Here is a 13558-nt window from a genome sequence, read left to right as displayed (position 1 = left end):
GCGACCCGAAGTCAGCGGTTGCCTTCGACCTTGGCCGGCTCCCAGCCGGACGGCGCCTCGGACGGGATGCCGTAGGCCTTGAGCGAGGCCAACACCACGCTCATCTCGGTGCCGCCGCTACGCGCCAGCGATAGCAGCTTTTGCGCCGTGGGCTTGTCGCCCTGCGCCTGCGCGTGGAGGCGGGCGAACTGCTGCATCTGCCAGATCAGGTTCAGACGGGCATTTTTCGCCGATGCCTGGTCGGCGGCGTCCGACGACAGCGTTTCGCGCAGGTGCAGGCCGAGCGAGCGGCCCAGCGGGCTGCTGCCCCATTCCAGCACCTTCGCCAGCTTCAGGCAGTCGGCGACCACGCCCGCGTCGTCCTTGTGCGATTCGCAGTAGGTGGCCGTGGCCGGGAACACCGGCTGCGGCTGCGCCGCGGCGAGACCGAACACGATCTCCATCTGCACGCCGGCGGCGCCCGCGCCCTGTAACGCGTCGAACGTGTCCGGCGGCGGCGGCAACTGGCTGACCGAGGTGGCGAGCGCCTTCATGCTGCCACCGAGGTAGTCGTCGTAGAGCTTCGCGTTGGCGGCCTGGGCCAGGTCGGCGCGGGCGTCCTTGTCGGTACCCGTCTGGGCGTCCATGCCGAGCTTGAGCAGCCACACGGCGGCGTTGTCAGGCACGCGTTTCTGCAGGTCGGCGAGCGCGTCGGCGTTGGGGCAGGCACCGGCCTTGGCGTCGCAGTCGGCCAGCCGCGCCCAGGTGACGGCCGGACCGGCATCGACGTTGCGCGACGCGCGCTCGAGCAGCGCGTGGTAACTCAGCACCTCGGGCGGATCGACCAGCGGGCGCGCGAGCAGCGCGGCGCCCAGCAATGGCTCGGCCTCGGTGCGCAGCGCGAGTACGCTGGCGAGGTCTTTCTGGAACTGGAGCAGGGACTTCGTGCGGTCCTTGCTGGCGGCGACCGGGCCTTTCGCCGGTCCTTTCGGTGCGCCCGGCCAGGGCTGGCCCGCGACGGCCGACAGCGAGATCAGCCCACCCAGGGCCAAGGCGACAACGCGGCGTCCACGCATGGACCCTCTCCATGACATAAAGCGGCAAGCATACCGTCCCACCATGAACGGAAGCTGCGGGTTGGGGTCTTCACGACGAGGAGACATTGTTACCATCAGGGCTTCGCACGCTGCCCAGTCGGTGGGGGCCGTCGCCAGCGTCAGCCAATCCTGCGAGAGAACAGGAACTTACCATGGACCAATTCGCCATCCTCGCCAGCGAACGCGCTGGCTTCTTCGTCGGCTGGGGCACGCTTTCCCTCATCAACGCCGGCATTGCGCAAGGCAAGAACCGCAGCGGGCTCGCATGGTGGGCGCTGTCGCTGCTGCTCGGCCCCCTCGCCACGCTCATCCTCGTGCTGCTGCCGAAGGTGCGTGCCAAACTCTTCTGACCGTGGCCCGCGTTGTGTAGGCTAGGGCCATCCTAGCCAGCAGGTGCGCGCATGCTTACGACGCTCGTGGCAAGCAGCAAGGGCGGTTGCGGCAAGACGACGCTGGTCACCCAGCTCGCCACGCATTGGGCGCAGACGGGCAAGCACACGGCGATCATCGACGCCGACCGCCAGCACTCCAGCCTGCGCTGGGCCCAGCGGCGTCCCGAAAACGCGCCCGCCGTGGTCGCCCTCGAAGGCGGCCGCAAGGCATTCGAGCGTCTGGGCGACGATGTGCAGCGGGTGATCGTCGACACCCCTGCCGGGGTCGACGAGAAAGACCTTGAGCCCTACCTCGAACGCGCCGACGTGATCCTCGTGCCGGTGCTGCCCTCCCACTTCGACCTCGACGCGACCCTCGACTTCCTTACCGTACTCAAGGGCATCGGCCGGGTGCGGCGCGGCAAGCTGCCCGTGGGCCTGGTCGGCAACCGGCTCAAGCCCTGGACCAACGCCAGCCAGGCGGCGCTGGCCGAACTCGCCGAGCGGGCGCCGTTTCCCGTCGTCGCGGAACTTCGCGACTCGCAGGCGTACGTCTTGCTCACCGCCCTGGGCAAGGGCATCTTCGACTACCACTCCGAAAACGTGCGCGGCCACCAGGACGATTGGACCAAGCTGCTGCGCTGGATCAAGCGCAGCCGCTGACACGCCGCATCGCGTCGACTCCCCGCCACGTCACGTGGCCCCTGCGAAAGGACGGTAACCATGCGAGAACTCATCCTGTTGCGTCATGCGGAAGCGACGCCGCACGGCAAGGACGGCAAAGACGACCGTGAGCGACCGCTCACCGATCATGGACGCCGCGAGGCCCAGGCCGCCGGCGAGTGGCTGAGCAGCCACAAGGTGACGGTCGACCGCGTGCTCTGCTCGCCCTCGGCGCGCACCCGCGAGACGGCCGAACTGGCCCTCGGTGCCGGGGTGACGCCGACCATCGAGGATGGCATCTACGACGCCACGGTGGGCGACCTCTACGACCTGCTCGACCGGCACGGCGACGTCGATCGCGTGCTGCTGGTCGGCCACAACCCCGGCCTGGAGCAGCTGGTGGCCTTCCTCGTCGAGGGACGGTCGGAAGACTACCGGGGCATGCCGCCGGCCGGCATGGCCCGTCTCTCGTTCGACGGCCCCCTGCAACCGGGCGCCGCCAAACTCGACACCTTCTGGTCTCCCCCTAACTGAGCCCACGCGCATGCGCCACCTGTTGTCGGCGATCGTCCTGCTTCTGGTGGTGCCGTTGGCGACCGCCGCCGAACTGCGCATCGATCCGGGCCGCTCGCGCGCCGACTTCAGCGTGCGGCTGCTCTGGGTCAGCATGGTCAGCGGCAGTTTCGAGAAAATCCATGGTGACGTGACCGTGGCCCGGGCCGCCGGCACGGCCACCGTCACCGCGCAGATCGACCTGGACAGCATCCGCATGGAATCCGCGCGCCTGCGCCGCTGGGTGCTGGCGCCGGAATTCTTCGACGTCGAGCATCACCCGGTCGTCCATTTCGTCTCCCTGCCCCTCCCGTTAGCCACCCTCACCCAGGGCGGCGACGTGCAGGGCTCGCTCACGATTCGCGGGGTCACGCGGCCGGTGAGCTTCCGCATGGCCCCCAATGACTGCACGCCCGGCGCCATGGCCGGGTGCGTGCTGCGCCTGGAAGGCAGCATCGACCGCACCGACTTCGAGATGCGCGGCCACCGGGGCGCCCTGTCCGACCGGGTGAACCTCGGCCTGGCGATCGTGCTTGCCGCCGCCTGAGCCGCCGGGCTCACGTGGCGTTGCACCCCCTCGCCTAGAATCCCCCGCCATGCGCCGCCTCCTCATGCTCCTGTTGATCGCCACCACGCTGGCCGCCGGCGGCTGTTCGCTGTCGCAAAAGCGGATCCAGCGGGCGGACGCCGTGGTGGCGCTGACGGTGGATCGCGAGTCCACCTGCCAACAGGCCGACCGCTGCGCGCAGCCGTCGCCACTCAGGGAGGCCGCCGTCGAGGCCGATGCCGCGTCGACGGCGGCGCGCCCGGTGCACGTGGCCACGCTGCTGGAAGACGGCGAGTCCGCGCTCGCCGCGCGGGTGAATCTGATCCGCGCGGCCCGTAGCCAGATCGACATACAGACCTACATCTGGGAGATGGACGACGCAGGCAAGCTCGTGCTCGACGAGCTGATCCGCGCCGCGCGTCGCGGGGTGCGAGTGCGCATCCTCGCCGACCAGCTGTTCTCGTTCCGCGATCCCGACGTGCTCGCCGGCCTCGCCCGGGCCAGCGACCACCTGGAGATCCGCCTCTACAACCCAACGTTCCAGAGCGCGCGTACCACGCCGATCGAGTTCGCCGCCGGCATCGCCTGCTGCTTCTTCCACTTCAACCAGCGCATGCACAACAAGCTGCTGGTGGTGGACGACCTCATCGGCATCACCGGCGGACGCAACTACGAAGACCGCTATTTCGACTGGGACGACGCCTTCGACTACGTCGATCGCGACGTCATGGTGGGCGGACCGGCCGCGAAGGCGATGAGCCAGAGCTTCGAGAAGTTCTGGCAGCACAAGCGCGCCGTGCCGCTGACCCACCTGCGCGACGTCAACCGCGCCATCGTCGGCGACACCGACGACAAGCGCGTGTGGGCGCCCCCGGTGTACGAGCACCCCGACCGCGTCGCCAACCTGCTCGCCGAGTCGGAGGACGCCGACTGGCTGGCCGAACACATCGGTGCCGCCACCCTGCGCCTGAACCGGGTGGAATACCTCTCCGACATGCCGGGCAAGACCGACGAACCCAAGCGCCGCGAAGCCCGCGCGCTCACCCGGCACATCATGGGGCTGGTGCGCAACGCGAAGAAAGAAGTCGTGCTGCAGACGCCCTACCTGGTGATGAGCCGTCCGGCGAAGAAGATTTTCGCCACGCTGCACGAGCGGCCCGATCCGCCCCGCGTGGTGGTCTCGACCAACTCGTTGGCCTCGACCGACGCCTTCGCGGTGTATGCGATGTCCTACAAGCATCGCAAGCGCTACCTCACCGACTACGGCTTCGAGATCTACGAGCTCAAGCCCCATCCGTCCAACGCCGATCCGGACGCCCTCGAAGGCCGCTCGACCGAGGTGGCGATACCGCCGCCGCCCACGGCGCTCGCCGGTTCGGGTTCGGGCTCGACGCGTGGCCGCTCACGGGGCGCCTACGCACCCGGCGGCGGCCCGTCGGAATCCTCGGGCTTCTTCGCGGTGGGAAGCCGCGCCAGCCGCGGCGCGCGGCATCGGCCGGCGCCGTTGCTGACGGCAGGCGTTCGCTTCGGCCTGCACGCGAAGTCGATCGTGGTGGACGACACCTTCGCGATGGTCGGCACGCACAACTTCGATCCGCGCTCGGACCACTACAACACCGAATCGGGCGTCATCGTCTACGACAAGCGCTTCGCCGACCGGCTGCGCGGCTCGATCATGCAGGACACCCTGCCCGGCAACGCGTGGATCATCGGCCCGCGGCGCAAGACGATCCCCGTGCTGTCGTCGGTCAACGAGTTCATCGGCGACGTCTCCGAACGCCTGCCCTTCTTCGACCTGTGGCCGTTCCGCTATGCGACCAGCTACGAGCTCAAGCCCGGTTGCATCCCGATGCGCTGGACCGATCCCCGGTTTTACGAATGCTACGAGGCGGTGGGCGACTTCCCCGAGGTGGACGTCTCGCTGAAGCTGATCTACACCCGCATGATCACCGCGTTCGGCTCGTCAGCCTCGGGCATCCTTTGAGCTCCCACGCGACGCGGCGTGCGATCACATCGTCGAGGTGAGTTCGAAGCGCACCGGCAGTTCGGCGGTGAAGCGGGCCGGACGGTCCGCGGCGGCGAAGCGCCAGCGGCGCACGGCCTCCTCGGCCGCGCGGTCAAGGTCGGTATCGCCGCTGGAGCGGCCCACGGCGACCTCGGTGACGTCGCCATCGGGCGTGACGGTGACGCTGAGCACCACCTGGCCTTCGCGACGGGCGCGCAGCGCCGACATCGGGTACCGGGGCGAGGGCATGTAGACCGGGTGCAGCGGCTCGGGCGCCGCCTCGGCCTGGGCGACCGGCGCCGGTGATGCCTCCAGGCGGGGCCGGGACGGGGCCCGAACGGGCGCGGGCGGACGGGGTTCGCTCCGCTTCGTCGCAAGCGAGGGCATCACCACGTCCACGAGCGGCCGGGTGGCCGGCGCGCGTTCGTACGTGAGCGCGGTGAGCCAGCTCGTGCCGGCGATGCCGATCACCAGGCCGAGGGCGCTGAGGGAGGTGCTGGTACGAAGTGCGAGCATGCGGGCCTTGCGCGGGCGGCGCGGACGCCACCCTCTTTACGGATCAGGGTCGTTCGAGGATCGCCGTCACACCCATGCCGCCCGCGGTGCAGATCGAGATCAGGCCGCGGCCCGACCCCTTCTGCTCGAGCATCTTCGCCAGGGTGGCGACGATGCGCGCGCCGGTCGCCGCGAACGGGTGTCCCGTGGCGAGACTGGAGCCGTTGACGTTGAGTTTCGACGGGTCGATCGATCCCAGCGGGCCGTCCAGGCCCAGCCGGTTGCGGCAATAGTCGTCGCTTTCCCATGCACGCAGCGTGCACAACACCTGGGCGGCGAACGCCTCGTGGATCTCGTAGAAGTCGAAATCGCCCAGGGTGAGCCCGGCCTGCTTGAGCATGCGCGGCACGGCCACGGTCGGCGCCATGAGCAGCCCCTCGCCGTGGACGAAATCCACCGCCGACACCTGGGCGTGGGTGAGGTAGGCCTGGATCGACAGGCCGCGGGCGGCCGCCCATTCGTCGCTGGCCAACAGCACCGCGGCGGCGCCGTCGGACAGGCCGGTGGCGTTGCCCGCCGTGAGCGTGCCCTGGCCCGAGGTCTTGTCGAACGCGGGCTTGAGCGCGGCTAGCTTGTCGAGCGAGCTGTCCGGACGCAGGAAACCGTCGCGTTTGAGGCCGCGGAACGGCACCACGAGGTCGTCGAAGAAGCCCGCGTCGTACGCGGCGGCGAGCTTGTGGTGGCTGGCCAGGGCGAGTTGGTCCTGTTCGACGCGGCCGATGTGCCACTGCTTCGCCATGAGTTCGCAGTGGTCGCCCATGGACTTGCCGGTGCGCGGCTCGGCCACGCCGGGGAACGAGGGCTTGAGTTCTTTCAGCGAGAAGCCGCGCGTGGCGACGGCGAACTTCTCCTTGAGGGATTTGGCCCGGTTCAGCGCCAGGAGGCGCTTGCGCAGCTTCTGGCCGTAGACGATGGGCACGTCGCTGGTGGTGTCCGACCCGCCCGCGACGCCGGCCTCGATCTGCCCGGTGGCGATCTTGTTGGCGATGAGGATCGCGTTGTCGAGCGAGGTGCCGCAGGCGCGCGCGGTGGTGATGCCCGGGGTGGTCGCCGCCAGCCCCGACGAGAGCACCGCCTCGCGGGCCACGTTCCAGTCGGAGGAATGGCGGATCACGGCGCCCAGCGCGACTTCGCCCAGTTCCACGCCGTGGAGGCCGTATTTCTCGACCAGCGAGCCCAGCACCTTCACCGACATGCCGAAGTTGCCGACGTCGGCGTAGGCCGTGTTGTTGCGGCAGAAGGGAATGCGGACGCCGCCGACCACTCCCACGCGCTTTTGCGTCTTTTCCATGCTCTTAGGGACTATCCGGAACCGAAAGGGGTTTGCCCGACCGGGCAAGCCCGTTCGAAGCCGAAGATGTCACGGACGCCGACGATCGCCGACGAAACGCGTGTCGGCAAGGCTAACCCGCATCCGCCCCGGGCGAAAGCCTTTGCGGCCACGATGGTAGAATCACGTTCCCCTGCCGTTGTGGAATCCCCCTCGTGACCGAGCCGTTGATCGCCTTCCCGGCCGTTTTGGCGCTGGAACTGGCCGAGGGCGACGCGCCCGATCGCCTCGAGCTCACCCGTGACGAGGCCCAGGCCCTGGCCGACCTCATGGCCGCCGACCTGCGCGCCCTGCTGCCGGGGGTGGAGGCCGCTCGCTTCGCCGTGGCCGGCGCGCTGTTCGACGGCGTGGAGATCCTGCGCCCCGGGTTTCCCGTGTTCGCCACGCTCGACGAACTGGCCCGGCGCATCCCGCGCGTGACCACGGCCGGTGGCGTGGTGGCCTTCGGCACCCACGAGGGGCACATGCCCGCGCAGCCGCTGGTGCCCGACGCGCGCTACGCCGGGGGCCCGATGCGCCTGATCCCGTGGATGCTGCTCGCGCCGGCCGAACAGGCCGACGACCTCGCCACCGCCATCGAAACCGAACTGGTCGGACGGGGCGAAGCGGGCGAGCGCACGGCGGATTTCCTCATGCGCACCCTCGGCATGCGCCTGGAGCACGCCCGCTACCTCAGCCGCGACGACCTCATCGCGCTGACGTGCGTGCAGTACGAACACGTCAACCTCGCGCCGATGTGGACGATGCTCGAAGCGGCCCTGCTCACGCCCTACAAGGAAGAAACCGCGCTCGGTTCGCGCGGCCTGCCGTTGCGCTATGCGCAGGGCAAGGTCACCCTGCCCGGGCCGGCTCAGTGGTTTGCCCAATCGGGCACGCGCGGCGATCGCCCCGCGCACGAACTGGCGGGCACGCTGTTCGAATTGCGCCAGTACGCCGCCCTGCTCGACGCGCATCGGGTGCCGCTGCAACTCGACGGCGACGCCCGCCGCGATGAGGCCTTTCTCATCGAGCATCTCGCCGATGCCGACCCCACCCTCCCCGGCGCCACCCTGTTCGCCCACGAGGCGCCGGGCCTGGGCATGGCTGCGATCACCGTCGCCCAACCGGTGCCGGGCAAGGCGCGAATTCTTGCGCACGGCTATCCCCTGGCGCCCGACGCGCTCGGTCCCTTGCTCGACGCGCTGGCCGAACGCTACGGCGCCGCCGCCGAAGTGCACGCGCTGGGACGGGTGATGCTCGACGCGGCATACCACCTGACGGCACCGGCGCCCGCCCTGCACTGACGATTTTAGGCCGTTCGCCCAATGTACGGCGACCGGCGGGACGGTTAGAGTGAGCGCCATCGCTCCGTCGGCCGTCCCATGCATCCGCAGGTCCCTCCCTCGAAGGCCACGAACGGCGCGACCGAGCGCAGCCTGGAATCGCGACTGAAAGAAAGCGAGCGCCGTTTCGAGCTCGCCTTCCGCCACGCGGCGATCGGCATGGCGATCGCCGCGCTCGACGGGCGATGGCTGCAGGTCAACCCCGCGCTGTGCGAGATCTTCGGCTACGCCGAAAGCGAATTGCTCACGTCAGGTTTCCAGGAGGTCACGCATCCGGACGATCTCGCCGCCGATCTCGAGCTGACACAGTCGCTGCTGTCGGGCGAGCGCGTGTCGTTCCACATGGAGAAACGCTACGTCCGCCGCGACGGGCACGTGGTGCATGCGCTGCTCACCGTGGCCCTGGTACGCGACGATCACGGCGAGCCGCTCTACTTCATCTCGCAGGTGCAGGACATCACCGAGCGCAAGGCGTTCGAAGACGCCCTGTTTCGCGAACGCGAACTGGCCGAGGTGACGCTCAAGTCCATCGGCGACGCGGTGATCACCACGGACACCGATCTGGTCATCACCTCGATCAATCCGATCGCCGAGGCGATGACCGGCTGGTCGGGTCACGAAGCGGTGGGCCGTCCGATGGACGAGGTCTTCCAGCTGCGCGACGCGGTGACCCGCCGCCCCCTCGCCAATCCGCTGGGCACGGCGGTGGCGAAAAACACCATCGTGGGTATCGCCACCGACGCCATCCTCCTGCACCGCAACGGCTTCGACAGCCCGATCGAGGATTCGGCCGCGCCGATCCACGACTACGCGGGCAACGTGGTCGGCGGCGTGATGGTGTTCCACGACGTGAGCGAGACGCGCGCCCTCGCACTGAAGATGGCCCACCTCGCCCACCACGACACCCTGACCGGCCTGCCCAACCGCACGCTGCTGCAATCACGCATGGAGTTCGCCATCACCGTGGCGTCGCGGCGCAACCAGCGCGCCGCCCTGCTCTTCGTCGACATCGACCACTTCAAGCAGATCAACGACAGCATGGGCCACGCCGCCGGCGACGCCCTGCTGCAGGAAGTGGCCCGGCGCATCCGCGCCGCCGTGCGCCCGGACGACACCGTGAGCCGCCTGGGCGGCGACGAATTCGTGGTGTTGCTGCCGCACATCGAGGCGGCGCACGACGCGGCCGCGGTGGCCGAGCAGGTGCTGGAGGCCTGCCGCCAGGCGGTGGGCGTGGATGCCTCGGCGCTCGCGATCAGTTTCAGCATCGGCATCAGCCTGTATCCGGACGACGCGCGCGTCGCCGAGTCGCTGTTGCGGCATGCCGACACCGCGATGTACGAAGCGAAGATGCAGGGCCGCAACGGCTACCGTTTCTTCAACCCCGCCATGAACGAGCGCAACACCGCGCGGCTGCGCATCGAGCTCGAACTGCGCAAGGCGCTCGCCCGCAACGAGCTGATCCTGCACTACCAACCGAAGGTGGACGTGGAGCTGGGCAGCGTGGTGGGTGCGGAGGCCTTGCTGCGTTGGCAGGTCGACGGCCAGGACGTCTACTCGCCCGAGCAGTTCATCCCCGTGGCGGAAGACTGCGGCCTGATCGTGCCCATCGGCGAGTGGGCCCTGCGCGAAGCCTGCCGCCAGGCCGAGGCGTGGTCACGGCTCTACCGGCCGCTCACCGTGTCGGTGAACGTCTCCGCGTTGCAGTTCCAGCACACGCGTTTCTTCGATGCGTTGCGCGGCATTCTCGCCGACACGGGCCTGCATCCCACCCTGCTCGAACTCGAGCTGACCGAGCGCACCGTCATGGAAGGCGGCGATCACATCGTCGACCTGCTCAAGCGCGTGAAGTCGCTGGGCGTCACGCTCAGCCTCGACGACTTCGGCACGGGCTATTGCAGTCTGTCGTACCTGAAGCACTTCCCCGTCGACGTGCTCAAGATCGACCGCACCTTCATCCGCGACGTGGCCTGGGACAACGACAGCGCCGCCATCGTCAGCGCGATCATCACCATGGGCCGTGGCCTGAACAAGCAGGTGCTCGCCGAAGGCGTGGAAAGCCAAGAGCAGGCGCAGTTCCTCGGCGAGGCCGGCTGCTCGCAGATGCAGGGTTTTCTCTTCGGCAAGGCCACGTCGGCGAAAGACTTCGAAGCGCGTATCGCCGAGGTCGACCTGGGCGACCCGATCCACGTCGCGGACTGAGCACCGCCCGCCACGTCCGATCAGGGCACCCGCATCGCCTCGTACATCGCGTAGTGGCAACGCGCCATGCCGAGCCCCGCGTAGGTCGCCTGCGCGCGCGCGTTCCCGGTTTCGACGTAAAGCCGCACGCCGACCGCGCCCGCGCGCTCGGCCATGGACGTCACCTCGGCGTAGAGCGCGCGAAACACACCACCTCGCCGGGCGTCGGGCGCCACGTAGACGCTCTGGATCCACCAGAAGTCGCCGCAGCGCCAGTCGCTCCACTCGTAGGTGATCATCAGGCACCCCACCGGCACCCCTGCCTGCTCCGCCACGAGGTAGATCCCGCGGCGCGGCTCCGCGAACACGGCACGCACCCCTCGGGCGAGGGTCTCCGGATCGAGCCGTTTGCCTTCGGTTTCCCACGCCATGGCGAGGTTCCAGCGGGCGATGTCGTCGGCGTCGTCGACGCGGGCGGCGCGGATCTGCAGCGTCATGCGGGCTCCGTCACGGTGAGCGGCGCGTGCGCGACGCGCCGAGTTTGCGGGTGAGGGTGTTGCGGCCCACGCCGAGCGCGGCGGCCGCGTGCTGGCGGTGGCCGTCGTTGGCGACCAGGGCCACTTCGAGCAGCGTCTTGTCCAGTGCCTCGCGCGCGCGCGCGTGGATGTCCGGCTCGCCGTGGCTCAGCGCCTCGTGCGCCCAGGCGCGCAACGCGTCGGTCCACTCGGTGCCGCGGGATTCGCGGCCGGGCAGCCCGCCGAGGTCGGAGGCGAGGATTTCGCTGCCCGGGGCGATCACCGCGAGGCGGCGGCACAGGTTTTCCAGCTCGCGCACGTTGCCCGGGTAGTCGCGCTGCTCGATCAGCTTCATGGCGCCACGGGAGAACCGCTTGGCCGGCAGGTGGAGTTCGGCCGCGGCGTGGGCGAGAAAGTGCCGCGCCAGCATCGGCACGTCGCCACGCCGCTCGCGCAGCGGCGGCAAAGCGATGCGCACCACGTCGAGACGGTGTTTCAGGTCGGCCCGGAACTGGCCCGAGGCGACACGCGCGTCGAGATCCTGGTGCGTGGCCGCGACGATGCGCACGTTGCCGCGCAGCGGCTCGCGACCGCCCACCCGGTAGAACTCGCCCCCCGACAACACGCGCAGCAGGCGTGTCTGCAAGGCCACCGGCATGTCGCCGATCTCGTCGAGAAACAGCGTGCCGCCCTCGGCCTGTTCGAAGCGACCGACATGGCGTCGCGTCGCGCCGGTGAACGCGCCGGCCTCATGCCCGAACAGTTCACTCTCGAGCAGTTCGGAGGGAATCGCCGCCGTGTTCAGGGCCACGTAGGGCTTGCCGCTGCGCGCGCTTTCCTCGTGCAGCGCACGCGCGACCAGTTCCTTGCCGGTGCCGGTCTCGCCGGTGATCAGCACGTTGAGGTCGCTGGCCGCCACGCGGCCGATCAGCCGGAACACCTCGCGCATCGCGGCGCTTTCGCCGAGCAGGCCGCTGCCGTCGCGGTGCAGCTCCGGCACCACCACGGCTTCGCGCGACGCCGCCAGCGCGCGTTCCACCGTCGCCACCGCGTGGTCGAGATCGAACGGCTTGGCGAGGTAATCCGCCGCGCCCGCGCGGTACGCCGCCGCCGTGGTCGCCACATCGGTAAAGGCGCTCATCACGATCACCGGGCCGATGTTGCGCCGGGTGAGATCCTGCAACAACGCCAGGCCGTCCTCGCCGGGCATGCGCACATCGGTCACGAGCAGCGCGGGGCGTGCGTCCTGCAGCGCCGCCCGCACCGCATCGCCCGCGCTGAACTCACGCACGGCATGCCCCGCATCACGCAGGGCCTCGGCCAGCACGAAGCGCACGCCGCGATCGTCGTCGGCAATCCAGATGTCACTCATGCGCGCGCTCCATCGGCAGGTAAAGGGAGAACACGGTCTCGCCCGGACGACTCACGTAACGCAGGTCGCCGCCATGCTCCAGCGCGATCTCGCGCGACAGCGCCAACCCGAGGCCACTGCCGTCCGGGCGTCCGGAGACCAGCGGCTGGAACAGCGCATCGCGCAGCGCGTCGGCCACGCCGCGTCCGTCGTCCACGACGTCGACACGCAGCGCCGCGCGCACGGTGCGCTCGCCCAATCGCGCACCGTGCTCGACCCGCGTGCGCAGCACCAGCGACGACGCGCCCGCTTCGCGGGCATTGCGGGCCAGGTTGAGCAGCACCTGCAACAACCGGTCGCCGTCGCCGCGCGTGTCGGGCAGGCTCGGGTCGTAGTCGTGCCGCAGTTGCAAAGGATCGGGCTCGGCGAGCAGCAGTTGCTCCAGCCGCTCGAGCAATTCGTGCACGTTCACCGGCGCGATGCGCGCCGAACCGCCATGACGCAGCAACCCGTCGGCCAGCGCCGCCAGCCGGTCGGCCTCGGCGATCACCATCGCCGCCAGTCCCCGCAGGTCGTCGTCGCGCACGCGCCGTTGCAGCAACTGCGCCGCGCCGCGCAACCCCGCCAGCGGGTTCTTCACCTCATGGGCGAAGCCACGCAGCGTGGCGGACAGAGGCGTGGTACCCGCATGCAGGTCGGTCGCGAGCGGGTGGACTTCCACCATCACCCGGCCGTCGTCCAGCGGCTGGAGCAGCAGGTCGGCCAGCAACTCGCGGCCCCGCGCCAACCCGAGGGTCACGGCACGCAGGTGGAACCCCCGATGCTCCGCGCGCACCCGGTCGAGATGTGCGGCGAGGCCGGCACCGCGCATGAGGGCGTCGATGTCCTGGCCGACCGCCGAGCGCGGACCGACGTCAAGGGCCTCGCCGAGCGCCGGGTTGATCCATTGGATACGGCCGTCCTGCCCGGCGAGGGCCAGGCCGGTGCCGAGCAGGGTCAACAGGTCGTTCGGGGTTGGGGCGGGCATTGCGCCAATTTAGGGCAGCTGTCTACCGCTGACAATCAACTGCGTGCAGTGCACTCTTGGACAAGG

The 13558-nt window shown here is 69.6% G+C and carries 13 protein-coding genes; 7 read left to right on the top strand and 6 right to left on the bottom strand.

Annotation, left to right across the window (positions count from 1 at the left end):
• Positions 1–11 precede the first annotated feature (11 nt).
• A complete protein-coding gene (locus tag PI246_RS16135) occupies positions 12–1055 on the bottom strand; it encodes a hypothetical protein (protein ID WP_320552343.1) in 1044 nt (347 codons plus the stop codon).
• Positions 1056–1228: 173 nt separating this feature from the next.
• Between PI246_RS16135 and PI246_RS16130 the strand changes: the two genes are divergently transcribed.
• Genes PI246_RS16130 through PI246_RS16110 form a run of 5 tightly spaced genes read left to right on the top strand, consistent with a single transcriptional unit; the run spans position 1229 to position 5193 of the window.
• Positions 1229–1426, top strand: coding sequence for an antitermination protein NusB (locus tag PI246_RS16130; RefSeq protein WP_320552342.1), 198 nt, complete (start codon positions 1229–1231; stop codon positions 1424–1426).
• A gap of 51 nt (positions 1427–1477) precedes the next feature.
• Entirely contained in the window at positions 1478–2110 is a 633-nt protein-coding gene (locus PI246_RS16125; protein WP_320552341.1) for a ParA family protein, read from the top strand.
• A 60-nt stretch (positions 2111–2170) separates the two neighbouring features.
• Positions 2171–2644 (top strand): SixA phosphatase family protein, encoded by a 474-nt coding sequence (locus tag PI246_RS16120; RefSeq protein ID WP_320552340.1) that lies wholly within the window; start codon positions 2171–2173, stop codon positions 2642–2644.
• A 10-nt stretch (positions 2645–2654) separates the two neighbouring features.
• A complete protein-coding gene (locus PI246_RS16115; protein WP_320552339.1) occupies positions 2655–3209 on the top strand; it encodes a YceI family protein in 555 nt (184 codons plus the stop codon).
• Between the two features lie 49 nt (positions 3210–3258).
• On the top strand, positions 3259–5193 hold the full coding sequence (locus PI246_RS16110) for a phospholipase D-like domain-containing protein (protein ID WP_320552338.1): 1935 nt from the start codon (positions 3259–3261) through the stop codon (positions 5191–5193).
• Positions 5194–5217: 24 nt separating this feature from the next.
• On the opposite strand, the gene PI246_RS16105 is transcribed toward PI246_RS16110, so the two are convergent.
• Positions 5218–5730 (bottom strand): energy transducer TonB, encoded by a 513-nt coding sequence (locus tag PI246_RS16105; protein WP_320552337.1) that lies wholly within the window; start codon positions 5728–5730, stop codon positions 5218–5220.
• A 43-nt stretch (positions 5731–5773) separates the two neighbouring features.
• Complete coding sequence (locus PI246_RS16100; protein ID WP_320552336.1) at positions 5774–7060, bottom strand: acetyl-CoA C-acetyltransferase; 1287 nt, start codon at positions 7058–7060, stop codon at positions 5774–5776.
• 194 nt (positions 7061–7254) lie between these two features.
• Between PI246_RS16100 and PI246_RS16095 the strand changes: the two genes are divergently transcribed.
• Entirely contained in the window at positions 7255–8382 is a 1128-nt protein-coding gene (locus PI246_RS16095; RefSeq protein ID WP_320552335.1) for a hypothetical protein, read from the top strand.
• A 78-nt stretch (positions 8383–8460) separates the two neighbouring features.
• Complete coding sequence (locus PI246_RS16090; protein ID WP_320552334.1) at positions 8461–10620, top strand: putative bifunctional diguanylate cyclase/phosphodiesterase; 2160 nt, start codon at positions 8461–8463, stop codon at positions 10618–10620.
• 20 nt (positions 10621–10640) lie between these two features.
• Here the strand turns inward: PI246_RS16090 and PI246_RS16085 are convergent, their stop codons facing one another.
• Genes PI246_RS16085 through PI246_RS16075 form a run of 3 tightly spaced genes read right to left on the bottom strand, consistent with a single transcriptional unit; the run spans position 10641 to position 13492 of the window.
• Positions 10641–11096 carry a GNAT family N-acetyltransferase gene (locus PI246_RS16085; RefSeq protein ID WP_320552333.1) on the bottom strand — a complete coding sequence of 152 codons (456 nt, stop codon included), beginning with the start codon at positions 11094–11096 and terminating at the stop codon, positions 10641–10643.
• Positions 11097–11106: 10 nt separating this feature from the next.
• A complete protein-coding gene (gene ntrC / locus PI246_RS16080) occupies positions 11107–12486 on the bottom strand; it encodes a nitrogen regulation protein NR(I) (RefSeq protein ID WP_320552332.1) in 1380 nt (459 codons plus the stop codon).
• Complete coding sequence (locus PI246_RS16075) at positions 12479–13492, bottom strand: two-component system sensor histidine kinase NtrB (protein WP_320552331.1); 1014 nt, start codon at positions 13490–13492, stop codon at positions 12479–12481. Before PI246_RS16075 ends, ntrC begins: the two co-directional genes overlap by 8 nt.
• Positions 13493–13558: the final 66 nt, after the last annotated feature.

The organism is Luteibacter sahnii, assembly GCF_034063545.1.
GTDB lineage: Bacteria > Pseudomonadota > Gammaproteobacteria > Xanthomonadales > Rhodanobacteraceae > Luteibacter > Luteibacter sahnii.
Note: the sequence above shows the minus strand (reverse complement) of the source record. Positions and strands in the feature narration are given on the sequence as shown.